The sequence below is a fragment of the Micromonospora musae genome, from assembly GCF_003626545.1.
Taxonomy (GTDB): Bacteria; Actinomycetota; Actinomycetes; order Mycobacteriales; family Micromonosporaceae; genus Micromonospora; species Micromonospora musae.
This window is the reverse complement of the sequence record NZ_RAZS01000017.1, coordinates 61,809-83,596: the sequence shown is the minus strand read 5'-3', so window position 1 is coordinate 83,596 and position 21,788 is coordinate 61,809. Positions and strand designations below refer to the sequence as shown.

General features: G+C 69.2%; 27 protein-coding genes. 14 read left to right on the top strand and 13 right to left on the bottom strand.

The annotated features are described in order from the left end of the window. The first annotated feature begins 82 nt into the window (after window positions 1–82). The 4 genes from D7147_RS31145 to D7147_RS31130 all read left to right on the top strand — a co-directional run bounded on the left by D7147_RS31145 (window position 83) and on the right by D7147_RS31130 (window position 5,254). Window positions 83–703 carry a TetR/AcrR family transcriptional regulator gene (locus tag D7147_RS31145; protein ID WP_120684156.1) on the top strand — a complete coding sequence of 207 codons (621 nt, stop codon included), beginning with the start codon at window positions 83–85 and terminating at the stop codon, window positions 701–703. A 131-nt stretch (window positions 704–834) separates the two neighbouring features. Next, a complete protein-coding gene (locus D7147_RS31140; protein WP_120684154.1) occupies window positions 835–1,521 on the top strand; it encodes a DNA alkylation repair protein in 687 nt (228 codons plus the stop codon). 350 nt (window positions 1,522–1,871) lie between these two features. After that, on the top strand, window positions 1,872–4,556 hold the full coding sequence (locus tag D7147_RS31135) for a fibronectin type III domain-containing protein (RefSeq protein WP_120684152.1): 2,685 nt from the start codon (window positions 1,872–1,874) through the stop codon (window positions 4,554–4,556). Window positions 4,557–4,717: 161 nt separating this feature from the next. Then, on the top strand, window positions 4,718–5,254 hold the full coding sequence (locus D7147_RS31130) for a GNAT family N-acetyltransferase (RefSeq protein WP_120684150.1): 537 nt from the start codon (window positions 4,718–4,720) through the stop codon (window positions 5,252–5,254). Between the two features lie 90 nt (window positions 5,255–5,344). On the opposite strand, the gene D7147_RS31125 is transcribed toward D7147_RS31130, so the two are convergent. Beyond that, window positions 5,345–6,022, bottom strand: a complete 678-nt coding sequence (locus D7147_RS31125) for a DUF1028 domain-containing protein (protein ID WP_120684148.1) — start codon at window positions 6,020–6,022, stop codon at window positions 5,345–5,347. A 164-nt stretch (window positions 6,023–6,186) separates the two neighbouring features. Here D7147_RS31125 and D7147_RS31120 point away from each other — a divergent pair, with 164 nt between their 5' ends. After that, a complete protein-coding gene (locus D7147_RS31120; RefSeq protein ID WP_120684146.1) occupies window positions 6,187–7,413 on the top strand; it encodes a trypsin-like serine peptidase in 1,227 nt (408 codons plus the stop codon). Between the two features lie 94 nt (window positions 7,414–7,507). Here D7147_RS31120 and D7147_RS31115 read toward each other — a convergent pair whose 3' ends face one another. After that, window positions 7,508–8,278 (bottom strand): hypothetical protein, encoded by a 771-nt coding sequence (locus D7147_RS31115; protein ID WP_120684144.1) that lies wholly within the window; start codon window positions 8,276–8,278, stop codon window positions 7,508–7,510. 137 nt (window positions 8,279–8,415) lie between these two features. Here D7147_RS31115 and D7147_RS31110 point away from each other — a divergent pair, with 137 nt between their 5' ends. The 4 genes from D7147_RS31110 to D7147_RS31095 all read left to right on the top strand — a co-directional run bounded on the left by D7147_RS31110 (window position 8,416) and on the right by D7147_RS31095 (window position 11,594). Continuing rightward, window positions 8,416–8,781 (top strand): hypothetical protein, encoded by a 366-nt coding sequence (locus D7147_RS31110; RefSeq protein ID WP_120684213.1) that lies wholly within the window; start codon window positions 8,416–8,418, stop codon window positions 8,779–8,781. Between the two features lie 97 nt (window positions 8,782–8,878). Next, window positions 8,879–9,814: a hypothetical protein gene (locus D7147_RS31105; RefSeq protein ID WP_147437477.1), complete on the top strand. Its 936-nt coding sequence runs from the start codon at window positions 8,879–8,881 to the stop codon at window positions 9,812–9,814. Window positions 9,815–9,867: 53 nt separating this feature from the next. Further along, the gene (locus D7147_RS31100; protein WP_120684140.1) at window positions 9,868–10,437 is read left to right on the top strand and encodes a TetR/AcrR family transcriptional regulator; all 570 of its coding nucleotides are present in this window, start codon (window positions 9,868–9,870) and stop codon (window positions 10,435–10,437) included. A 17-nt stretch (window positions 10,438–10,454) separates the two neighbouring features. Continuing rightward, window positions 10,455–11,594 (top strand): TDT family transporter, encoded by a 1,140-nt coding sequence (locus D7147_RS31095; RefSeq protein ID WP_199716486.1) that lies wholly within the window; start codon window positions 10,455–10,457, stop codon window positions 11,592–11,594. A 38-nt stretch (window positions 11,595–11,632) separates the two neighbouring features. On the opposite strand, the gene D7147_RS31090 is transcribed toward D7147_RS31095, so the two are convergent. From D7147_RS31090 to D7147_RS31075, 4 genes are all read right to left on the bottom strand, one after another. Then, window positions 11,633–12,064, bottom strand: coding sequence for an iron chaperone (locus D7147_RS31090; RefSeq protein WP_199734308.1), 432 nt, complete (start codon window positions 12,062–12,064; stop codon window positions 11,633–11,635). A gap of 112 nt (window positions 12,065–12,176) precedes the next feature. Continuing rightward, the gene (locus D7147_RS31085; RefSeq protein WP_199734307.1) at window positions 12,177–12,824 is read right to left on the bottom strand and encodes a hypothetical protein; all 648 of its coding nucleotides are present in this window, start codon (window positions 12,822–12,824) and stop codon (window positions 12,177–12,179) included. Window positions 12,825–12,962: 138 nt separating this feature from the next. Next, window positions 12,963–13,721 carry a hypothetical protein gene (locus D7147_RS31080; protein ID WP_120684134.1) on the bottom strand — a complete coding sequence of 253 codons (759 nt, stop codon included), beginning with the start codon at window positions 13,719–13,721 and terminating at the stop codon, window positions 12,963–12,965. An 82-nt stretch (window positions 13,722–13,803) separates the two neighbouring features. Beyond that, complete coding sequence (locus D7147_RS31075; RefSeq protein ID WP_147434587.1) at window positions 13,804–14,664, bottom strand: hypothetical protein; 861 nt, start codon at window positions 14,662–14,664, stop codon at window positions 13,804–13,806. On the opposite strand from D7147_RS31075, the gene D7147_RS31070 reads away from it, so the two are divergent. After that, window positions 14,641–15,381 (top strand): hypothetical protein, encoded by a 741-nt coding sequence (locus D7147_RS31070; RefSeq protein WP_120684130.1) that lies wholly within the window; start codon window positions 14,641–14,643, stop codon window positions 15,379–15,381. The genes D7147_RS31075 and D7147_RS31070 overlap by 24 nt on opposite strands. Window positions 15,382–15,508: 127 nt before the next feature. On the opposite strand, the gene D7147_RS31065 is transcribed toward D7147_RS31070, so the two are convergent. Together D7147_RS31065 and D7147_RS31060 are read right to left on the bottom strand one after the other, a co-directional pair. Continuing rightward, window positions 15,509–16,090, bottom strand: coding sequence for a GNAT family N-acetyltransferase (locus tag D7147_RS31065; protein WP_120684128.1), 582 nt, complete (start codon window positions 16,088–16,090; stop codon window positions 15,509–15,511). Between the two features lie 27 nt (window positions 16,091–16,117). Beyond that, window positions 16,118–16,762 (bottom strand): GNAT family N-acetyltransferase, encoded by a 645-nt coding sequence (locus tag D7147_RS31060; protein WP_120684211.1) that lies wholly within the window; start codon window positions 16,760–16,762, stop codon window positions 16,118–16,120. 233 nt (window positions 16,763–16,995) lie between these two features. Here D7147_RS31060 and D7147_RS31055 point away from each other — a divergent pair, with 233 nt between their 5' ends. The 3 genes from D7147_RS31055 (at window position 16,996) to D7147_RS31045 (ending at window position 18,236) form a co-directional block, all read left to right on the top strand. Next, window positions 16,996–17,268 (top strand): hypothetical protein, encoded by a 273-nt coding sequence (locus tag D7147_RS31055; RefSeq protein WP_120684125.1) that lies wholly within the window; start codon window positions 16,996–16,998, stop codon window positions 17,266–17,268. Between the two features lie 99 nt (window positions 17,269–17,367). Then, entirely contained in the window at window positions 17,368–17,730 is a 363-nt protein-coding gene (locus D7147_RS31050; protein ID WP_120684123.1) for a metalloregulator ArsR/SmtB family transcription factor, read from the top strand. Next, entirely contained in the window at window positions 17,727–18,236 is a 510-nt protein-coding gene (locus D7147_RS31045) for an SRPBCC family protein (protein WP_120684121.1), read from the top strand. The genes D7147_RS31050 and D7147_RS31045 overlap by 4 nt, the downstream gene beginning before the upstream one ends. 11 nt (window positions 18,237–18,247) lie before the next feature. On the opposite strand, the gene D7147_RS31040 is transcribed toward D7147_RS31045, so the two are convergent. The 3 genes from D7147_RS31040 to D7147_RS31030 all read right to left on the bottom strand — a co-directional run bounded on the left by D7147_RS31040 (window position 18,248) and on the right by D7147_RS31030 (window position 19,702). Next, window positions 18,248–19,084 (bottom strand): MBL fold metallo-hydrolase, encoded by an 837-nt coding sequence (locus D7147_RS31040; protein WP_120684119.1) that lies wholly within the window; start codon window positions 19,082–19,084, stop codon window positions 18,248–18,250. Between the two features lie 229 nt (window positions 19,085–19,313). Further along, a complete protein-coding gene (locus D7147_RS32810) occupies window positions 19,314–19,487 on the bottom strand; it encodes a hypothetical protein (protein WP_199734306.1) in 174 nt (57 codons plus the stop codon). Beyond that, window positions 19,484–19,702, bottom strand: a complete 219-nt coding sequence (locus D7147_RS31030; RefSeq protein ID WP_120684115.1) for a flavin reductase — start codon at window positions 19,700–19,702, stop codon at window positions 19,484–19,486. The genes D7147_RS32810 and D7147_RS31030 overlap by 4 nt, the downstream gene beginning before the upstream one ends. A 418-nt stretch (window positions 19,703–20,120) precedes the next feature. Between D7147_RS31030 and D7147_RS31020 the strand changes: the two genes are divergently transcribed. Next, window positions 20,121–20,360, top strand: coding sequence for a winged helix-turn-helix domain-containing protein (locus D7147_RS31020; RefSeq protein WP_113973358.1), 240 nt, complete (start codon window positions 20,121–20,123; stop codon window positions 20,358–20,360). Window positions 20,361–20,505: 145 nt separating this feature from the next. On the opposite strand, the gene D7147_RS32235 is transcribed toward D7147_RS31020, so the two are convergent. Both D7147_RS32235 and D7147_RS31015 read right to left on the bottom strand, forming a co-directional pair. Further along, window positions 20,506–21,189 carry a hypothetical protein gene (locus tag D7147_RS32235; protein ID WP_147437476.1) on the bottom strand — a complete coding sequence of 228 codons (684 nt, stop codon included), beginning with the start codon at window positions 21,187–21,189 and terminating at the stop codon, window positions 20,506–20,508. Between the two features lie 228 nt (window positions 21,190–21,417). Continuing rightward, the gene (locus D7147_RS31015; RefSeq protein ID WP_120684111.1) at window positions 21,418–21,627 is read right to left on the bottom strand and encodes a hypothetical protein; all 210 of its coding nucleotides are present in this window, start codon (window positions 21,625–21,627) and stop codon (window positions 21,418–21,420) included. Between the last annotated feature and the right edge of the window lie 161 nt (window positions 21,628–21,788).

Sequence of the window (21,788 nt, the reverse complement as noted above, 5' to 3'; positions counted from 1 at the left end):
CGATTGGTTGGTTTGCGCCCGGAAGTCCACTAGACGACCGGTCAACTAAACGCTAGCCGACCGGTCGGGTATCGTCGAATGCATGGGACGGACGAGTGACGCGCGAAACAAGATCCTCGAAGCGGCCGCCACGCTGATCGAGCAGCGCGGATACTCGGCGCTGGGGGTCGCCGAGATCTGCTCGACGGCAGGTGTGCCGAAGGGCAGCTTCTACTACTTCTTCGAGTCCAAGCAGGCCCTCGCCCTCACCGTCATCGACGAGCACTGGTCGGCCCAGCGCCGGCAGTGGGTGGAGCTGCTCAGCAGCGATCGCGATCCGCTGCGACGCCTGCGGGACCTGTTCGAGGCGACGGAGGAGGTGCAGCGCGCCGGGCAGCAGAAGGCCGGGCTGGTCACGGGCTGCCTCTTCGGCAACCTCGCCCTGGAGCTGAGCACCCAGGCCGAGGAGATCCGCAGCCGCCTGCAGGAGATCTTCGACGCCCAGATCGACCTGATCGAGCAGGTGGTCGTCGAGGCGAAGGAGCGCGGCCAGGCCGCCGCGGCGGTCGACGCCCGCGACGCCGCGCGCTCCCTCGTCGCCCAGATCGAGGGACGGGCGCTGCTTGCGAAGTTGCTCAACGACCCGGCCCAGCTCGAAGCGCTCTGGCGCAACTGCCTGGACCTGCTCCAGGTGCCGGCGCAGGAGCGCGCCGCGATCGGCTGAACTCCGACCGACGGCCGTACGCACGCCACGTACCCGCTCGGAGCCCGCAGTCGGCGCGAGACCGACGTGCTGCGGCTGCGACCCCCCGCCGCCGTAGGCTGCATCTCGCAGGCGAGGGACGGGAGGCCGAGGTGGCCGAGGCGACGCTGACCGGGACGACGGTGACCGAGCTGCTGGCCGAGCTGGCCGCGCTCGACGACCCGAAGATGCGCAAGGTGAACGAGAGCCACGGTGACGATCACGGCGTGAACCTCGGCAAGCTGCGCGCCATCGCGAAGCGGCTGAAGACGCAGCAGGACCTCGCCCGGCAACTCTGGGCGACGGACGACACCGCGGCGAGGCTGCTGGCGCTGCTGATCTGCCGCCCGAAGGCGTTCGAACGGGACGAGCTGGACGCCATGTTGCGCGCGGCGCGCGCGCCCAAGGTGCACGACTGGCTCGTGAACTACGTGGTGAAGAAGAGTTCGCACTCCGAAGCGCTGCGCGTGGCCTGGTTCGCCGACGCGGATCCGGTGGTCGCGAGCGCCGGCTGGGCGCTGACCACCGAACGCGTGGCGAAGAAGCCCGAGGGCCTCGACCTCCCGGGGCTGCTCGACGTCATCGAGGCGGAGATGAAGGGCGCCCCGGAGCGCCTCCAGTGGGCGATGAACCACTGCCTGGCGCAGATCGGGATCGAGCATGCCGCGCACCGCACGAGGGCGCTCGAGATCGGTGAGCGCCTGGAGGTGCTGAAGGACTACCCGACCTCCCCCGGTTGCACGTCCCCGTTCGCGCCCACCTGGATCAACGAGATGGTGCGCCGACAGCAGCAGCGGTAGGCCTCGGACTCACGCCCGCCCCGCCGCGCCTGCCGGGCCCGGCACGTGCCGGCATCAGGACGCCGCACGTCGACCACGGCCGGGAGCACGCCGCGCCGGCCGGCGCGATCTCGTGTTCGAGCGGACACTGCGCGTCACGAATGCCGCGTGACCTGCACGTCAGCGCGCGACGTAGGCCGAAGTTTCCTCTGCGTTCCACTCCCTGGTGGCGAACATTCCCCGAGGCGCGGCTTGCCCGGCGCACGGTCGGTCGGTGACGCGAGCCCGTCACCTGGCCTCACCCGCCAGGCGGCGGCTCCACAGCACCGAGACTCCGGCCGCGTCCCCGGAAAACCGAAAGGACCCGTTACATGGGTAACCCCCGCACGAGGTCGCGTCTCCACCCGAGATCCGCGATCGCCGCGGCGGCGACCGTCGCCGTCGCCCTGACGCCGTTCGCGGCGGCCGGGCCCGCGTCCGCGGCGACCGACGCCGCCGACGCGACTCCTCAGCACGTCGTGCTGACGCCCGCGGAGCACGCCGACACCGCACAGTCCTTCACCTGGCAGACCGGCTCGAAGGTCAAGGACGGCCAGGTGCACTTCCGCAAGGCGGGCACGAAGCGCTGGGAGGTGGCCAACGCACGGGTCAACGAGGAGCTGGTGAGCTCCGGCGTTCCCACCCGCACGCACTCGGCGACCGTCGACCGACTGAAGCCCGGCACGCAGTACGAGTACTACGTGGGGAACGCCGCCAAGGTCAGCGGCACCTACAAGTTCACCACCGCGGGCAAGGCCGGCGACCCCTTCTCGTTCATCTACTTCGGCGACGCGCAGAACGACATCGGTGCGAAGTGGAGCCCGGTCGTCGCGCAGGCGTTCCAGCGCTTCCCGGATGCCGTCGGCACGGTCAACGCGGGTGACCTCGTGGACGTGGGCAGCGACAACGGCCTGTGGAACGAGTGGTTCGGCGCGATGGACGGCTACAGCCAGACCCGCAACGTGATCGCGGCCCCCGGGAACCACGAGTACAAGAACGCCGACGTCCTGCGGACCTGGAAGTCGAACTTCGAGTTCCCCGGCGACGGCCCGGTCGCCACCACCAAGTCGACCAAGGGCATGACCGACGGCGAGAAGCAGAAGGTCGCCTACGAGAAGCAGATCCAGATCGCCCTCGCGGAGACCGCGTACTACACGGACTACCAGGGGGTCCGCTTCATCTCGCTGAACGCGACCCGGTCCGAGGCGCTTGAGCTGATGACGCCGAAGGACCTGCCCGAGTGCCACGTCGCCTGCCCGAACCCGATCGAGCTGTGGCTCGACATGCAGCGCAAGTGGCTCGACTCGGTGCTCCGGAACAACCCCAACAAGTGGGCGATCGCGGTCTTCCACCAGCCCGTCTTCTCGGGCTCCGAGGGCCGTGACGAGGCCGACCTGCGCGCCGCGTGGCTCCCGGTCTTCGAGCGCGACGACATCGACCTCGCCCTCATGGGCCACGACCACAACTACGTCCGGGGTTACGTGGACGCCGACAAGACCGACACCCCCGGCATGACGACCGGTCCGGTCTACGCCATCTCGGTCTCCGGACCGAAGTACTACGAGCCCGCTCCGCAGGACGACAACACGTGGACGCAGAACGGCGCGACCCAGGTCGTCCACGCCGCCCACACGTCGACCTTCCAGGGCATCAAGGTGACGAAGGACCAGATCCACTACGAGTCGGTCGTCGCCGCGAAGTGGGACGACAAGTCGGACACGGACGTCCCCGTCGGTGGCACGCTCGACTCCTTCACCATCACCAAGTACGACGACGGTGAGAAGTACGTGACCGAGGCCGGTATGCCGATCCCGAAGCCGAAGAGCACCGACAAGGTGAGCGGCAAGCGTACGGAGGACGAGGCCGCGGCCCAGGAGCCGGCGGAGGTCCCGCTCGGCCACGAGCGCGTCGGCACCCTCACCGCGCCGACCGTGGCGAAGCCCGGCCCGACGACCGTGAACCCGACCAACGGCGCCGTGTACGTCGCCGACGGCACGAGCACCGGCAAGGGACGGGTCGAGGCCGTCGATCCGAAGACCGGCAAGGTCACCGGCTCGTTCGAGGCCGGCGCGCCGATCAAGGACCTCACCTACGACCCGGCCTTCAACGGCGTCCTCGTCGTCTACCAGGACGGTCGGATCGCGTCGTTCCTCGTCGCGCCGGGCAACTTCGGCGCCCCGTACATCCCGCCGATCGAGACCGGGATGAAGGTCGTCTCGACGCAGTACGACAGCCTGACCGGGCAGGTCTTCCTCGGCCTCGCAGACGGCACCGTCGTCTGGCTCGACGACGAGTTCAAGCCGGTCGGCCAGGCGAACGTGGGGGCGGGGCTCTCGGCCATCCGCATCGACGACGCCACCGGCACCCTGTACGTGACCTACGACAACGCCACCGACGGCCAGCCCGGCCTGCGGCTCTTCGACACCCGGAACGGGATGCGCAAGCTCGCCGAGTACAAGCTCGACGCCGGTGCCGCCTTCCTCGACGTCGACATGAAGGTGGGCGTCGCCTACGTCGGCCACGCGCCGGTGGCGGGGGACGCCCGCAACGGTGGTCTCTCGATCGTCGACCTGCTCGGCGCGAAGGTGACCCGCTTCGACAAGCCGGAGTTCGGCACCTCGATCGGTGGGGTGGGTGTCGATTCCGGAAAGGGCCTCGTCTACCTCGCCAGCGCCGACCGCTCCCCGGCCGCGATGATCGTCGTCGGCCGTAAGCAGGCACCGAGCATCGACCAGTCCCCGGTCGCGCGGATCGCGATCGCGGGCGAGACCGCGATCTTCGACGCGAGTGGCCACGGCATGCCCAACGTGACCGTGACCTGGGAGATGCGCAAGCGGGCCCCGGGCAACGACAAGTGGACGCCGATCCGCGGCGCGACCTCCGACGTCCTGAAGGTCGCCGCTTCGAAGTCCGTCGACGGGACCCAGTACCGCGCCGTCTACACCAACACGATCGACGGCAAGGTCTACTCGACGCGCAGCGCGTCCGCGACCCTGCGGGTCGTGGGTAAGAAGTGATCCGGGGCCGCTCCGCGCGGCACGGCTGATCACCGGCACTACCCCGGACGGGGCCGTCGCGATCCTCTCGCGGCGGCCCCGTCCGCGTCACACCCCGCGCGCCGGCCACGCGGCGCGGAAATTGGTGTGCGTTACCACCACCGTCGCCCGAGAATGGCGGCGTGACCAGCACCGCCGCGCGCAGCCAGACCTGGACCGTCGCCCCGGCCGACGTCGGCTCACCCGAGGCGGCGGTCCTGCTACGGGACTACTTCATCGACGTGAGCGACCGCTACTTCCAGCTCCACCTCGGCCGCCCGTCGACGCCCACCGAGATCGAAGAGGGGCTCGCCGCCCATCCGAGTGACGACCTCGCCCCGCCCACCGGCGTATTCCTGCTGGCCAGACAGGGCGACGAGCCGGCGGGCTGCGCGGGTCTGCGCGTCCTCGACCCGCGTACGGTCGAATTGACCCGGATGTTCGTGCGGCACGCGCTGCGCGGCACGGGAGGCGGCTCGCGCCTGCTGGCCGCGGCGGAGGCGGCCGCCCGCGGCCTCGGCGCGGAGCGGATCGTACTCGACACCCGGCTCGACCTGGTCGAGGCACGCGCCCTGTACGTCAGGCACGGCTACGCCGAGGTACCGGCGCACAACGACCACCGGTACGCGGAGATCTGGTACGGCAAGGAGCTCGGCTCCGCACCCACCTCGCCACGCTGATCGGCGATCGTCCGCACGGTCGGTCTCCCGGTGCGGGCCGGCGCTCGCGGCGGCCTCGACGCGCTGCTGGCGAGAGGGCCGGAGCGCGGGCTACCCGAGCGCCTGCCGGGCGGCCTCGCCCATGGGATCGTCGCGGGTGGGCAGCCGATGGATGGTCGGCAGCACCTCCTCCCGGAAGACGCTGTGCAGCCGGCGCAGCTCCCGTGCCGGGTGGGTGGCGTCGTCGACCCGCACGTCCCAGATCGGGTACGGCTGATCACCGATCACCGTGACGGTCGCCGACCGCGCGCCGTGCCGGTCGCCGCCGTTCTCCTCGCCGGCCTCGACGGCCAGCAGGAGCCGCTCCGCCAGGTCGAGCTCCGTACTCTCCGCGAACACCCGGACGATCGCCGCGAGGGTCTCCGGGCCGACCAGGCGGTTGCCCTGCGCCGCGTAACCCGGCCCGGTGTGGTGCCCCGCCCAGTCCTTCGCGTGAGAGCCGGTGAAGGCGTACGAGCGGCCCTGCCGGTCGACCATGCCGACCTGCCGCACCTCCCGACCGGGGTCCTGGGCCAGCAGCTGCGTCAGGACGTCCTGCGGCGAGCGGCCCGCGCCGAGCAGCGGCAGGCCGTCGTAGGCCAGGAACGGGTTGGGGGTGGCCTGCGTCGCGACCGCGCCGGCGCCCGCGTGCACGTGCGCGACGAGCTTGCCGACCGCGGGCCTGGCGGTCAGCGCGCCCACCCCGAGCTGACCGGTACGCGGACACCGTGCGGCGATCGAGAAGGTCACGCTCGGCAGGTACCCGGAGGAGCGCCCGGCATGCGCCCGCTGTCGGTTGCCCAGTTCGTCGCGCTCACCACCAGATAGACATCGATGTCCTTGCATGTCTTGCACGCGCTCGTGTATGAAGACTTACGACTCGTTAAGGCTCTGGTTCTGCGGAAGGAGCGACGATGAAAAACGCCCTGCGACGCCTGCGAACGGTGGCGGTCACCCTCGGCGCCTGCACACTCGGGCTGAGCCTGCTGTCAGCGCCCGCCCAGGCGTACTCGACCCAACCTCTCTCGCCGCACTCCGACCGGGCACCGGAGTCGGATCAGTTCGCGGCCGAGGGCGTGACGACCGTCGGTGAGCTGCGCACCGTCGACGGCTCGTTGTCGTACGCACGCAACGGTCGGACCCAGATCATCCGGCACCCCGGCGCCACCTACGTCAAGGTGCACTTCAGCTCACTGCAGCTCGCCCCCGGCGAGTACGTCACGGTGGCGAGCCCCGACGGCCGGGAGAGCTACCGGTACGACCGCCAGTTGAACCGGGCCACCGGCTCGGACTACACCACCGACGGCCGGCCGGGCTTCTGGGCGATGTCGGTGGAGGGCGACACCGCGGTGGTGACCCTGCACAGCGACCGCCCCTCCGGTGGCGGCGCCGCGACCATCGACCGCTTCTGGCGCGGCTACGACCGCGCCGAGATCGCGCAGCACAACTTCTCCACGCAGTCGGTCTGCAGCACGGACGCCCGCCGCGACGCGGTCTGCTACCGGACCAGCCACCCCACCGAGTACGCCCGCGGCAACGCGGTGGCCCGGCTGCTGATCAGCGGCGGCGGCATGTGCACCACCTGGCGGGTCGGCGACACCAACCGCATGCTGACGAACAAGCACTGCTTCTCGACGCAGGCCGCGGTCAGCGGCAGCGAGATGCAGTTCAACTACCAGTGCGCCACCTGCGGCGGGGCGAACCCCGGCGCCGGCACGAAGGTCAGCGGCGCGACGCTCTACCGGGTGAGCAGTGGGGGCTCCAACCAACTGGACTACGCCCTCTACTCGGTGAACAACTTCGCCGCCATCCAGGGGTTCGGCACGCTCTACCTGGCGACGAGCGCCACCACCACCGGAACGCAGATGTACATCCCCGGCCACGGCGACGGCAGCCCGAAGCGCTTGTCGATCTTCGAGGACTCCCAGAACGGCGCGAGGTGCACCGTCCGGAACGCGAACTACAACACCTGGAACATCAGCTACAGCTGTGACACCTCCGGCGGCAACTCCGGCTCGCCGGTGCTGAACAGCAGCCACCGGGTGATCGCCCTGCACCACCTCGGCGGCTGCCCGTCGAACCAGGGCGCGAAGGCGCACCTCATCTACAACGAGATCGCCAGCCTGATCGACAACGGCTGACCACGACGGGCGGTGTGGGGGCGCGGATCGCGCCCCCGCACTGCTGTGTGAGCCAGCGCCTCCGGACGGTGACCGCCCAACCCGCGCCCGAGTCTCACTTGTCGTAGTAGAAGTCGGCGGCCTCACCGGCATCCGCCGGCGGATCGACCTTCACCGGCTTGCCGTGCCCGCTCATGGTGGTGGTCATCGTCAGCTTCGGGCCCGTACTCGGGGTCAACTCGACCTTGATCGAGGTGACCCAGCCCTGATCGTCGGTGATGATCGTGAAGGGCGACATGGGTGTGCCGATCGAGACGATGCTCGGGGCACCCACGGGGAGGAACGGCTTGGTGTCTTCGCCGTCTGGGTCGAAGCGGCCGGTGTAGGTGTTCGGGCCGGTGCGCTCCACCGAGGCGATCGACGAGGTGAATGCCTTCAGGCCGGTCGGGTCGGCCCAGTCGAAGCGCAGGAAGGGATCATCGCGCTTCACCCGCTTCAGATCGACGTGCACCCAGCGTTTCTCGCCGGCCGGCCGCACGTAACTGTCGGTGCCGATCACGATCCGGCTCCCCGCCGACGGGTACTTCCCGCCGGTGACCTTGATCGTGGACTGGAATCGGCGCTTCCCGGGATCGAATGCACCGGTGCCGCTGACGTTCTGCCCCTCGGGCAGGCTGCCACGCACCGCGTACCGGTGGGCGGCACCCTGCGACCGTTGCAACGCCGCGGACAGTTCGGCGCGCACGTCGACCGTCGGTGACGGCGCCCCGGTGGCAGCCCCGGTCGGTCTCTCCGCGCGGGTGGGCTCCGTCGTCCCACCGCAACCGGCGGCAAGGAGCAGACCGCCGGTCAGAGTCAGCGTGAGCAGGGCGCGGCGCAGTTTCATGGAGAGATCCCCCGTCGACGGCCGGCTGGTAGCCGGGACACGAACCGATAGCGGGCTCCATCGACGTCGGAGCGCTCGACGTGACTCGGCTGGGCACCCCCTCGCCGGGTCCGAGGCAGGTCCAGGAGCATGAGCTCATGAACGAGGCTCGACGGCGGTGGTACCAGCAACATGAGGCCTCCTGGCTCCGGCTCGCCGCCACCCTGCGGGCCGAGGGTTGGGAGGCGCAGCTGACCTCCTCGGCAGCTCCGGTGCAGCTGGAAGGAGCCCTACCCGGCGGCGAGCGGTTCTACTTCCGCTCCCGGCACGCTGACGCGTCGTTGGGCATCGGCGGCGACGACCCCGCGGACCTCCCAGAGTGGGAGGGCAGCGAGTCACATCAAGAGGCCGGTTACCTGCCCGCCGCTGCCGGTGAGGCCATCATCCGACGGCTTCTTCGCCGCTACCTGGGGGAGCACCGACGGGCCGGGCGAGCCGACCAGAACGGCGACCGTCCCCACTAGCACTCTTTCCGATCGCGAGAACGGTCCCTCCCGCGAGGGAGCACCTTCCCTCGTCGGCGGGGGCCGCCCGCGCCGGGGCGCGGGAATTATCGGGTGCATGACGACATCGGCATCGATCGCTCGCGGGACCGGCCACGGGCTGACGTACGCAGTGCTCGGCTGGGCCGTGGCATACGGGGGCGTACGTCTGCTGTGGACCGTCGGCGAGGCACCGGAGTTCGGGCCGTTCGGGTTGGATCTGCTCGGTTTCGCCGGCTGGCCGTCGGTGGTGTTGTGCGTGGCGGCGGGTGTTTTGGCGGTAGTTCTGGACCGGGCGGCGACCTGGCGGCCGGTGCTGGCGGGGCTCGCCTGGACGGTCACCGGGGCGCTGATCGCGGCAGCGGGAATCCTGCTGCCGGAGCTGGTGGGCTTCCTGCTGCTCACGGTCGGCCCGTACTTCGATCCGCTGGCGTTCCTCAGCCGGCTCGCCTGCGTCAGCGGGGCGGTCCTGCTCGGGCTCGCCACCGCCCACTACCAGCGGCGCACCCGGGGCGACTGCGCGGACTGCTGCCGTACGGGCCGACCGGGTCAGCGGCGGTCGGCACCAGCGCGATGGGCACGCTGGGCCGCGTACGTCGCGGTGGCCGGCCTCGTCGCCCGCTTCGCGGCCCAGTTCGTCGTGGGCTTCGACGGCCTCACGCAGGACGCCTCGATCATCGGGTTGGAGATCGGCCTGCTGCTGGCCGGAGTGCTGCTGCCGCTGGCACTGGTACATCGCTGGGGCGAGATCTGGCCGGGCTGGGTGCCACTGCTCGCCGGTCGCCGGATCCCCCGCCTGCTGCTGCTGGTGCCCGGCTTCGGGCTCGGGGTAGGCATCGTCGCCTACTTCGGCATGGGGATGGTGCAGGTGTCGTCGGGTTCGGTCAGCGAGTTCTCCGACGCGTTCCTCTGGGTGGCGATGTCGGCGTACTGCGTCCTGGGGCTCGGCCTGCTCGCCGCGTCGAGCGACTACCACCTGCGCACCCGCGTCGCCTGCGACGCCTGCGGCCGGTGACTGCCGGTGGCCGGATTTTTGACCCAGAGGTCAAATACGCCTAGGCTGACCCCATGGGACGACCTGCGAAGTTCGAGCCGGCCGCCGCCGTGGAAATGGCGATGGATGTCTTCTGGCGCCAGGGGTACGGGGCCACCAGCCCACAAGGCCTCGCCGACGAGTTGGGTATCGGCAAGGGCAGCCTGTACAACACGTTCGACAGCAAGCACAACCTGTTCACCGAGGCGTTGCGCGCCTACACCGCGTTGCGCGCCACGGCTCTCGTCGAGATGTTGGACGGGCCCGACCCGGTACGGCCGAGGCTGCGGGCTGTCGTCGAGGAGATGACCGGTTTCGGCGATCACCGGCGCGGCTGCCTGGTGGTGAACGCGATCGCGGAGCTCGCCGAGGCGGACGAGGCGGTCACCCAGATCGGCAACGCTCTCTTCGACCGGATCGAGGAGGCCTTCCGTAAAGCCATCGCGCATGGGCGCTCCACTGGCGAGTTGACCGGCCACCAGCCCCCCGCCGACGCCGCGAGCGGCCTGCTGGCCACGATCATCGGCACCAGCGTCCTGGTCAGGGCCGGCGGCACCGACGAACGCGTGCGACGCATCGTGCACGCCGCCATCGAGCTCCTGTGACCAGGATGTTCGACGCCGTGACACGCCGACCCCGCAGTGCCCGAGTCGTCCAGACCGAGGGCGACGTCGATCCACGGCTTCCCAACCGTGCCCGCTCCCCGCTGCCCACGGCGAACGACGAGGTTCGTCCGCTGCTCGGCCCCAGTTGGTTCGCGGCCGTGATGGGCACCGGGATCGTCGCCAACGCGGCGGCCACCCTGCCCCGAAGCTTCCCCGGGTTGCGGACCGCGGCCACGGTGGTCTGGCTGGCGGCCGGCCTGCTGCTCGTAGTACTGATGATCGGCTACGTCCGGCAACGGGTATTGCGGCTGCACGCTGCCGATCCGATTCAAGCTCAATTCCTCGGCGCGCCGGCCGTGGCGCTACTCACGGTGGCCGCCGGGGCGCTGCAATTCGGTCAGCCCGTGATCGGGGCGCGGGCCGCGCTGGACCTGGGCGGGGCGCTGTGGTCGCTCGGTACCGCGCTCGGTCTTGCCACGGCCTGCGCGGTGCCGTACCTGATGATCACCCGGCATCGCTTCGCGCCGGACGCGGCGTTCGGTGGCTGGCTGATGCCGGTGGTACCACCGTTGGTCTCAGCCACGACAGGCGCGCTACTCGTTCCGCACACCCCTACCGGGCAGCCGCGGCTGGCTCTGCTGCTGGGCTGCTTCGCGTTGTTCGGGCTCGGCCTGGTGACGGTACTGCTGGTGCTCGCCATGGTCTACAGCCGCCTGGTGCACCACGACGCGCCCACCGGCGCCATGGTGCCCACCGTGTGGATCGGTCTGGGAGCTCTCGGTCAAGTCGTGACGGGGCTGAGTGCGCTGGCCGCAGCGGTGCCAGGCACCCTCCCCGCACCGTACGTTCAGGGCGCGGCAGTCCTCGCGCTGCTGGGCGGAGTTGCGGTGTGGGGCTTCGCCATCCTGTGGCTGGCACTCGCGGTGGCGCTGACCGTACGGGAGTTCCGAGCGGGGCTGCCCTTCGCGCCCACCTGGTGGTCCTTCATCTTCCCCCTCGGGGCCCTCGTGACCGCCACCGCTGCCGCAGCCGCCCGCACCGACTCGCAGCTGTTCATCTGGCCTACCGTCGTCCTCTACACGCTGCTCGTCGCCGCCTGGCTCGTGGTTGCCTACCGCTCCCTACGCCATGCCGCCGCGCACGCGTTCGGACGGTGACCACACGCACCGCCACGCGGGGGCGACTGCCGCAACGGTCAGGAGACCGCGGCCTTCACCAGCTCGGTGACCTTCTGCTCCACGGCGGGGCTCCACTTCTGCAACGCGTACGACACCGGCCAGCTGTCTCCGTCGTCGAGCTTGGCCGCGTCCTGGAACTCCAGCGTCGAGTAGCGGGAGTTGAACTTGCCCGAGTTCTTGAAGGCGACCACGATCTTGTCGTCCGCGTTCGCGTAGGCGGGCATCCCGTACCAGGTCTTCGGCGACAGCTCGGGAGCGGCGGCGGTCACCGTGACGTGCACGCGCTCGGCGAGCGCACGATCCTCCGGCGTCATCTTCGCGATGCTGTCGAGGACCGCTTGCAGCCCGTCCGCCTTCTTCGCTCCCTTCTTGCCCTCGGCGCGCAGCTCGGCGGCGCGCGACTTCATCGCGGCACGCTCCTCGACGCTGAAGCCGTCGGATTCGGTCATGGCGTTCTTCGTGGGCATCTCAGGCTGCCTTTCGACGCTCAGGGCTCGGCGAGTGCCGGCCGTCCTGAGGAAGCCTAGGATCGACGAACTCCGGCCGCTTCTCGAATCCTGATCACATCGGCGGTCGGCCGCTCGCCGGGATCCACCGCCGGCCTAACGTGGTGACAGGGTCGCTCAGCGGTCTGCGGGCACCCCGTCCTCCAGTTGGCCGGATCATGGGGGCGAGGAGTTCGTTGAGTTCCCGAGCCACCGCGCTGACGGCTCTGCGCGCTGCGGGCGCGACGGAACCGTCCGGGCCGTCCGGAGCGGGAGGCAGCTCGTCGAGGGGAAGCGGCGCCTCCACCTGCAGCGTCGCGCGTAGGTGCGGGCTACGCGTCAGATCCTGGTCCGTCGGTGTCGTGTACTGGCCGAAGAGCTGAGGCCAGTCCCGCCAACCCCGGTCGCGCTTCCACTGCCTGGTCCAGGTGAGTTCGGCCGGCCACCGGGAGATCACCGTCACCGCGCACGTCATGCTCCCGTCCCAGCGGCTCCGCGTGCAGGTCGCCGAGACGATCCGGCGGTGCCAGCGGACGTACCCGGGTGACAGCTCGGTGGCCAGTCGCCACGCGGTCGCGGCGAAGGCAACGGGCGCGATGTCGCCCCACGTATCGGAGAACTCGTCGATACGGCGAAGCACCTCGGCCTCGTAGCGGCCGTGCCCGTCGGTGCCGCGCTCACGGTCGAACTGCTCGTCGAGCCAGAAGGCACGCGGTTCAGGCATCCTCATCCCCCGTCCAGGGCCGCCGCTGTCATCGCATCTCGCTCACCGTGACGGTGTACCACGAACACGCGCGGTTGTCGGCCCGCCTCCGCCACCGGGGTCGCGACCGGCAGTGCTCTCGGCGGCGCCTAAGGCGGTTCAGGAGCCGGTCGTCTGGTATCTACGGAGCGCGGCCTCGGCGAGCTGGTCGAGGTACTTGTCGCCGCCGGGCTCGTTCGCCATCTCCTGAACGACCACCAGCGTGGTCCCGATCCGGACGAGAACGCTGTCGCCCTTCAGCGTGCCGGATTCGGACAGCATGCTTTCGGTGACGTGGAGGCTCTCGTCGCCGATCCGCGGCCCTGGTGCCGTTGCGAAACGGAAGGTGTTCCCGTCCGGCGACGGCACGGTGGGGCAACGGCTGATGACGGTCCGCAGGTCGCTCATCGCTCGCCGCGCGCCGTCGTCGGCGTAGGTCCGGAGGATTTCGCTCCACACCCAGAGGCGCTCGGGACCCTCGTCATAGCTGAGAGTGGCGGCGGCCATCGCTGATGGCGTGCCGGTCAGCCTCGTGCCCGACAGCAGCGGAATCATCTCGTCCGAACAGGGTCCTTCGGCGCCTGAATCCTCGTCTCCGGCATCCGACGACATGGAGGTCGCGATATCCACGCTGTATCCGGGCGGGAGCGAGTCCGTGGTCACCAACCGTGCGGAGAGCGTCGCGGAGTAGCCGGAGCCGCCGGTCGCCGGAACCGCTGGGGAGGCCGGCTTCGTGGACGTGGCCGGGCCCGTCGCCTGGGCCGCGGACCGGACGGGCCCGCCCGTCGGCCGATCCGAGGTTTCCGCCGCTGAAGAGCCGCAGGCGGTCACCATGCAGACGGCCACCACCGCGACTGACAGACGCAGCATCCTGAGCACCGGACAGCTTCCACCTTTCAGACGAGCCGCGTCACGCTACCAGCGCAGGTGACTCCGCCCGCCGCGCGGCCTGTACCAGGGGTTACCGCTCCCTCGCCGGGACGGTGGCCGGCTCGGGGCGCGACACCGTCAGCGCTGCGACGTCGCGCCTGGAGAACTGCCCGGGGACGCTCAGCCCGGCCCGAGCATGCGAGTGGAAGTTGTTCATGGCGTTGACCCACTTGTCGGCGAGGGCGTGCCACGTTTCGTCATCCAGCTTCGTTCCCTGCCGAGCCGGCTGCTCGAGTTGCCAGACGGCACGGTTCAGCTCATGCGCCGCCTCGACAGTCGCGGCGTCGGCGAGCAGGGGCAGTGCCTCGAACGCTTCGGATCGGCGTAGCTCGACGTCCGCCAGTTCGCGAAGCAGCGCGTCGAGGTCGGCTTCGGGCGCGCCGTTGCTGCGGCCCGCATGAACCTGGTTCGCGCGAGTACCGGCCAACTTCGCCGCGGAGACGTAGGAGACGTACGCGTCCAGTCGACGCTGGTCCCACCGGACCTGCAACTCCCTGGCGAACCTGTCGCGATCGGTCAGTCTGCCGACGACGTACGTGCCGGCTGCTCCCGCAAGCACTGCGATCACGGTCGCCAACGCGGTGATTGCCTGATCCATCTCGACACGTCCCTCCGCTCGTGCAGCGACGGCAAGCAGGTTAGCCAGGTGCTTCGAGCTCGCGATCCGGCGTCCAGGAAAGCTGTCACCTCGGCCGGGCCGAAGTGTGCTCGCGCCCGTGCCTGCGATCGAGCGCTCGCCACGCAGCCGAGTATGCCAACTGTCGGGTACGCCTCGCTGGAGGCGGATCAGGCAACACGCGCCGCCGCGAACTCGGTGCCGGCCGGTATGGATCCGGCCGATCAGCATCGGCGAGAATGGATCCATGGCGTGTCCGGCGGTACCGTCGTCCACGTCGGCCGTATGGCTCCGGTCGCGGCCGACGCCGTGAATTTCCTGATCATGTGCAGCTGTATCGGCGCGCTCTTCGCGGCCGGTGAGTCGGTGCGGGTGGCGGTGCGGTGGTGGCTGATCCGTCGTCGGCCGGTGCTGACCTGTGCCGAGTTCACCTCCGCCCAGCCCGGCACCGCAGTGGTGGTTGTCGGCCGTACGGCCGCTGGGCCGGTGATCACCGCGCCCCGCAGCGGCCTGGCCTGCGTCGGATACCAGTCCGTCCGCGTCCACGACCACGAGGTCAGCGACAACTACACGGAGACCACCACGGACCCCGGTTTCGAACAGGGCGACACGTGGCTGCACGGCGATGCCGACGACGCGGAGATCCACCTCGCTCTCCCGGTACGCACCCGCAAGCTGTTCCACTTCAACAGCCCGATGATGGTCCGCGTGGCGCACATCGAGGATCGCGACAACAGCCTCCGCGACCAGCGGGCCGAACAGGAGTTCATCGTCCCGGCGGACCGACCGGTCGTCGCGGCCGGAGTGGTCGCGGCGGCAGCCGGAGACTCGGGAAGGCTGTACCTGGACGGCGACGACTGGCCGAACGGAACAGCGCAGGGACGCGTCGGCGACCTCGCCCGCCGCTTCGCCCGCGACGTCGCCGTACTCCTGTGCACCGCCCTGGTGCTGACCGGACTGGCGACCGCACTGTTCCAGGTCGTCCGTCGCTGAGGCTCCCGGCAGACGCGGCGCAGCAGAGCAGGTATTCGCCCGATCACCGCGTACCCGCGCGCACTCGTGCGCGATCGGCGAGCCGAGGGCGGCGCCGGCGCGACGCTGGGCGCTACGGAGCACGGAGTCAGCGGCCGGGAACCGGCTCGGACGACGGCCGCCACTCCCGCCTGAGCAGCCCGTACACCCACGAGTCCGAGACCTCGCCGTTCACGACGCAGTCTTCCCGCAAGGTCCCTTCACGTAGGAACCCGAGCTTCTCCAGCACGCGGGCAGATGCCGCGTTGCGGGTATCGGCCTCGGCCTGGACTCGATTCAGCTCCAGCGTGTCGAAGGCCCACTGCAGCAGGGCGCGCGCAGCCTCCGTCGCATAGCCGTGACCCCACGCGGCCTCGACGAAGCAGTAGCCCAGCGACGCGCTGCGGTACTCCGGATTCCACCGGTTCAGGCTGCACCAGCCGAGAAACGCCCCGTCGGAGAGACGATCCACGCCGAGCCGCGCCCCGGTGCCCTCCGCTGCCATCTGCCGGCAAGCCGCGATGAACCGCTCGGCGCGCGCACGATCGCTCCACGGCGGCGCGTCCCAGTACCGCAGCACGTAGGCGCTGCTGTGCAGCGCGAAGAGGTCGTCGGCATCCGCGTCGTCGAATGGACGCAGTCGGAGGCGAGCGGTGTGCAGCGTGGGGGCGGGCAACGACACTCCCGTCATGCTCCCTCCCAGGAATGATGGCCGACGTCAGAGGCCGAACATCGGCCGACATGCTGTCATGCCGTCGACCCGTACGCCGAGCCGCTCTTGCCGGGTCATCCACTTCTGGCTGGTGAGCCGTAGGCGGTCGGAGACGAGCGCCTCGCCGTCGCGCGCGTCGACTGAGATGCCGTCGGCCTCGTAGCCGAGCTTGCGGGAAACTCCCTGCGAGGCGTGGTTGTCCTGGAACACCTCGGTGAGCGCCGCCCGCGCGTCGAGGTGGTCGAAGGCCAGCGTGAGCAGACCGACCCGAGCCTCGGTTCCGTAGCCCTTGCCCTGATGGTCGAGCCCCAGCCACGAGGAGGTCGTGACCTCGCGGACAACCAGGAAGTCGCGTGCTCGCAGCGTGACCATGCCCAGCGGGTCTCCGTCGTGGAAGACCGCGAGTCCGAGGCTCCACCCGGCCACGCTCCACTCCGCGAGCCGACCCCAGTGTCCCTGCAGCACGGACCGTGCCCGGTCCTCGGGACTGCCGTCGGTCCACGGCGTCAGGAACGGACGCTCGTCGGCCCGGTGCACGCCGTCGCCCGCCAGGCGCGCGAGTGCGGCGAGCTCCTCCTCGCGGGGCAGCCGGAGTTCGAGTCGTGGCGTAACGATGGTCAGGCCGTATTGGGGCCACAGGTCAGCGAGCACGGACCCGATCATGACGACTTGGCCGACACCACGCTACTGAGTTGCCGGGGTGTGCGCTGTCATCGGCTGCTTGTTCCATTGACCTATGACCGTGGCCCCCGGCCAGCCGAAGCGCTGCCGAGCGGACTCCGTCGGCCCTCCGCGCTCATGCCGAAGCTCTACGGTGAGGTGCATGCCCGGTGCCACGGCACCACCGGCGGCCAAACGAGTGGCGTGGCCAAGGGGAGGTTCACATGCTCTACCAGAGCCCTGCTGACTTCTGTGCCAAGTACGCCGAGGCGCACAACCGCGACCAGACCGATGAATCCGGTGCGACGACCGTGCTGGACAGGGTGACCATCGTCAGCGAGACGGCGGAGACGGCCCGGATCGAGGCGGTCTGGTACACCTTCGGCCACGAGCCGGAAAATGGGTACTACGACGTTTTCGAGCGCACCGCCTTCGTCCTGGTCAAGCGGCACGACGGGTGGCGCCTGCACTCAGAAGAAAATCTCGGCTACGAGTGACAACCGCTTACTGAAGGACGGCGCCGCGCTCATCTCCAACGGGTGACCCGAGCGACATCAGCCTTGCCTAATGCGTAACATAGTGGTTACGCTTTTCCGGTGGACGAGGTGGCTGCGGCGATCGCCGACCCGGTGCGGCGAGAGATCCTGGTGATGCTGCGCGACCGGCGGCTCCCCGCGGGGGAGATCGCCGACCGGTTCGTCATCAGCCGGCCCGCCGTCAGCCGACACCTGCGGGTGCTCCGGGAAAGCGGCCTGGTCCGCGACACGCTCGTCGGCCGCCAACGCTTCTACGAGCTGGACGCGTCGCGGTTCGCCGACTTGATCGAGTGGCTCGACCAGTTCGCTCGGGCCACCGGCTGGGAGCGTCGCCTCGACGCGCTGGAGACCGAGGTCTATCGCACCCGTCGCGAGCGCCGCCGGCGCGACACGCCGGAACAACGACAGGAGAAAACGGCATGAGCAATCCGCCCACCGGCCGGCTCTTCCCGATCGCCGACGGCCACGATCTCGTCCTCAGCCGTACGTTCCGGGCACCCATCGAGGACGTGTGGGCCAGCGTGACCGAGTCCGACCGCACCGCCCGGTGGTTCGGAGCGTGGGAAGGCGACGCCGCTCCCGGCCGCACGATCAAACTGCAGATGGCCTACGAGGATCAGTCACCGTGGTTCGACGTACGGATCGACGCCTGCGACCCGCCCCGGCGACTGGCCGTGTCGATGACCGACGAGTCCGGCAACTGGCGAATCGAGCTGAGGCTGTCGCAGACCGACGATCACACCGAACTCCAGCTCGTGCACCACCTCGACAACACCGACCAGGTCGGCGAGATGGGCCCCGGCTGGGAGTACTACCTGGACATGCTGGTGGCCGCGCGGGACGGCTCCCCCACACCGAGCTTCGACGACTACTACCCGGCGATGAAGCCCTACTACGATTCGCTGCCCACCGAGGCCGACCCGGCATGACCTCGCCATTCTCAGGCGAAGATCGCCTTCACTGAGTTCCAGAGCACGCCCCGGTTGTCCCGTCCGGGATACAGCGCCAGCACGGAGTCGTACAGCTCCTGGTAGTTCGCCGCTCCTTCGCGCGTGGCGGCGAAGTCCTCGATGTACCGGCGGGTGCGGCCGATGTCGTCGGGGCTGTGCGGGTCGCCGTCGCGCTTGTGCCCGGAGACGACCGCGGTCGGGCGAAGACCATCGAGCGTGTCCAGCGCGTCGAGCCACCGCCGGCTGCCGTCGCCCGTGGATTCGGCCATATAAAGATGTACGTCGCCGTAGACGGCGTCGCCGGCCACCACCAGTCCGATGGAGGGCACGTACAGCGAACTGGTGCTGTCGGTGTCGGTATGGCCCAGCTCAATGGCCTGCAGTTGCTCGCCTTCGAGTTCCAGTCGCCCGTCGGCGAGCGGCTCGACGCTGAACCGCCGATCGGAGAGTTGACCGGGGAAGCGGGGCTTCCAGTAGCCGTCGAGCCACTGAGGGCTCCACTGGGCGGGTATATGGTCAGCTACACCCGGTGCCGCGACGACCCGGGCGGCGGGGAACCGCTCCAGCACCGCGGGAGTTCCGAAGAAGTGATCACCGTGCGCATGGGTGATGAAGATCGTGGTGACGTTCTTGCCGGTGGTGAGGATCCAATCGGTCAGCACCCTCGACTCGTCGATGGTCATCAGCGGATCCACCAGGAGCGCGTCCCGCTCGCCGAAGATGAGCGTGGACGCGGTCGGCGACCACCTGCGGCGGTCCTCGCCCGGCGGGAGATCATCGGAGATGGCGACCTTCGCCGGCGCGACGTGCACCGAATAGCTCAGCATGTCGTTTCCACTCCTCTTCGGTACAAAACCGTCGGCAGTGCCGGGGCGACACAGAGCCGGTCGCCCGCGGTCACGATGTCGATGGGGGGTCAGATGGGGTACCCACTTCTGCGCGAGATTCCCGGCATGGGCCACGAGGGTTTGATGCGAGGTCATACGGCCAGCTGAGGCGCTTGTCGGCCTGGTTCGGCTCGCGTGGTTGCTGTACTTCGCTGCTGTACTGCTGGTCTCAGACGAGGCGCTGGATGCGGACCTTCGGTTGCTCGTTTCTGAGGTGGCCGTGCTTGTGCTGGCGGACCTGCTCGTCCCAGACCTCCTGGTCGTAGTCCGGGTTCGGCGGGATCCACCGGTGGGAGCCGTCGCTGTAGTGGAACTTCTCGTCGCCGGACCGCAGGATGCTCACCGGGTCCATCCCAGGAACCGGTGGTGCAGGTGACCGGCGGGCACGTGTGCCAGGTCCTGGGCCGCGTTGACGAGCTGCGCGGCCAGATAGAGGGACAGCGACACCGGGGCGCGGTCGTACTCCGCTCGCAGCTCCCGACGCCGAGTCTGGCAGGGCCACTCCCCCGCACAGCCGCCGCACGTCCAGGTCGGCTTGATCGGATGGTGAGTGGTCATCGCCGGCCGTCCTGGCTGGGCCAGTGGCCGCGGTTGATCGGGATGCGGTGACGGCTCCGGCAAGGCAGGCTCGCGCCGCATCGGCAGACGCGCCGCCAGCGCCGCCAGGACCAGACCGGCCGATGCCGGCGAGCCAGGGTCAACGCCGCCGCAAGGACGTACTGGTCGTAGGAGACCCGCTTCATCGGCTCGCCACAGCCATCGGGGCCACGGACCGCAGATCAGAGGAATGGGAAGGGAGCACTGCCGCCTCCTCGTGCCACAGGTGTGCAGAGGCGTGGATGCCCGATCGCGGGGGATGCGCCGGACATCCACGCCGGCGAGGACGGCCCACAGCGCCAACCGAGGGAATCGACCTCCTCGGCAACCTCCCACAGGTACCGTTGGGTAGTCAAGGGCTGACGTAGGTGGTCTACTCGTGTTGCCAACCGAGGGGAACACCGTGCCACCGCGTTACCGCTACGAGCAGATCGCCGACGACCTCGCCGAACGCATCAAATCCGGCGAGTTCCCGCCCGGCTCCAAACTGCCCAGCCGGCGAGAGCTAATCGAGCACTACGGCGTCACCGAGCCAGTCATCGACCGCGCCATGCAGGTGCTACGCATCAAGGGGATGACCGAGACCCTGCCGGGCGTGGGCGTCTTCGTCGCCGAGTAGATCCCAGGGCGCTCTGTCCGGTCCAGTCCGTGCACGTCTATGACGTCGGGCGTTGATCCGTCGCCGACCGGCTTTGGCTCTCGCTGTTCGGCCCTGTTGCTGTCAACGTTGCTGTCGACAGCAACAGGGCTGGCTGTTCCTACGCCTACTTGTCGGACGCGAGGCCCGTCGGCTCGCCACCGTCAAGCATTCCCGACAACCATGTATCTCCGCCGCTCAACCGCTGAGCTGGGGGTCGGACATCGTTGATGGCTCGAACATCGTCCCGCAGGTGAGCTCCTGCGCCCCTCCGGATGAGTACCACCACCTCTCTGGCATCACAGTTGGGGCTGTCGCAGTAGAGCTCAAGACGACCCGGATCACGGGCGCTATCGGAGTACGACCGCTTCAGCTGCCGTTCGCCGCAGAAGTAGCAGGGGAAAGCCAGGTAGTCGCGGTCCGCGCGGGCTCGGCGAACCGCTGGCTGGTCTCCTTCTGCGAAGCCGGTTCCGTCGAGGTCCGGTTGCTCATCGCTAGGCATCCAACCCTTTGCTTTACGGATGGTGTTGACAACATCACGGGCAGCACGCTCAGCATTGCTGGCCTTCTCCTCGACGTAACCGGCCCACTGCCAGCCTTGCCCGCTCCGTGCATCACTCCGTCCAGCCCACACACTCGCAGCCAGTCGCGCCGCGTATTCCATCTCGGCAGTGGCCCAAGTGAGGTGCTTGGCGTCCTCTTCGTCAAACTCTCGGGCCGCGAGTGAGTCAGGAATTGGCGCGTTCGCTCGTGCCCGAATCTGCTGCAACTCGGCGTCCCACTCATCCAGGCCCTCTAGATCATCACTCAACGGTATTCTCCTTCGGGAGGATCGGCGGTGATCACATGACGAGACAGAGCATCACCGACACATCCTTCCATTAGCGAGCATGCAGCGTCCCCCAGTTGGTCACCTAGCTCGGCGTCAGACGTTGAAGCGGAACTTAGAGCCGCTGCGCCACCACCAGCGCGGACGTGGCGCAACACCTGCTGACAGCGTGGTTCCGGCTGCCATGGCTGCTCGCTGGTTGACAACGTTTCACGCTGTCTTGTGCCCCGCCTGTGCCCCAGAATCTGCGTCGAGGGCCGCCCACAGATCGTGAAGAACTCGCCCAAGTCGCTGACTCTCGTCCGGGTCCATGGGTTCGATCCTCTGCCCGGCCGCCAGGTGCTCACCCACGTTGTGCAGCATGTCCGCCAGGTGCTTGGCGCTTACGCGGTCCATGCGGAGAACGATCTCGTCGGCCATGACGGGACATTACGTCGACCAGAATCCGGCGTACAGGTCGACTCGTCCGTCGCCCACCAAGGCAGCATGGTCAGCGCGACCTCGACACACGTTCAGGTTGGTGTCGAGGTCGTCGGTGAAGCCGTCGGCCAGCAGTACCACCTCAATGGTTCGCAGAAGCC

Excerpts from the sequence above, each read along its gene's own strand:
- D7147_RS31145 (WP_120684156.1), top strand. The coding sequence starts at position 83 with ATGGGACGGACGAGTGACGCGCGAAACAAGATCCTCGAAGCGGCCGCC.
- D7147_RS31135 (WP_120684152.1), top strand. The coding sequence starts at position 1,872 with ATGGGTAACCCCCGCACGAGGTCGCGTCTCCACCCGAGATCCGCGATC.
- D7147_RS31120 (WP_120684146.1), top strand. The coding sequence starts at position 6,187 with ATGAAAAACGCCCTGCGACGCCTGCGAACGGTGGCGGTCACCCTCGGC.
- D7147_RS31115 (WP_120684144.1), bottom strand. The coding sequence starts at position 8,278 with ATGAAACTGCGCCGCGCCCTGCTCACGCTGACTCTGACCGGCGGTCTG.
- D7147_RS31110 (WP_120684213.1), top strand. The coding sequence starts at position 8,416 with ATGAACGAGGCTCGACGGCGGTGGTACCAGCAACATGAGGCCTCCTGG.
- D7147_RS31105 (WP_147437477.1), top strand. The coding sequence starts at position 8,879 with ATGACGACATCGGCATCGATCGCTCGCGGGACCGGCCACGGGCTGACG.
- D7147_RS31100 (WP_120684140.1), top strand. The coding sequence starts at position 9,868 with ATGGGACGACCTGCGAAGTTCGAGCCGGCCGCCGCCGTGGAAATGGCG.
- D7147_RS31090 (WP_199734308.1), bottom strand. The coding sequence starts at position 12,064 with ATGACCGAATCCGACGGCTTCAGCGTCGAGGAGCGTGCCGCGATGAAG.
- D7147_RS31085 (WP_199734307.1), bottom strand. The coding sequence starts at position 12,824 with ATGCCTGAACCGCGTGCCTTCTGGCTCGACGAGCAGTTCGACCGTGAG.
- D7147_RS31065 (WP_120684128.1), bottom strand. The coding sequence starts at position 16,090 with ATGACGGGAGTGTCGTTGCCCGCCCCCACGCTGCACACCGCTCGCCTC.
- D7147_RS31055 (WP_120684125.1), top strand. The coding sequence starts at position 16,996 with ATGCTCTACCAGAGCCCTGCTGACTTCTGTGCCAAGTACGCCGAGGCG.
- D7147_RS31045 (WP_120684121.1), top strand. The coding sequence starts at position 17,727 with ATGAGCAATCCGCCCACCGGCCGGCTCTTCCCGATCGCCGACGGCCAC.
- D7147_RS31040 (WP_120684119.1), bottom strand. The coding sequence starts at position 19,084 with ATGCTGAGCTATTCGGTGCACGTCGCGCCGGCGAAGGTCGCCATCTCC.
- D7147_RS31030 (WP_120684115.1), bottom strand. The coding sequence starts at position 19,702 with ATGACCACTCACCATCCGATCAAGCCGACCTGGACGTGCGGCGGCTGT.
- D7147_RS31015 (WP_120684111.1), bottom strand. The coding sequence starts at position 21,627 with ATGGCCGACGAGATCGTTCTCCGCATGGACCGCGTAAGCGCCAAGCAC.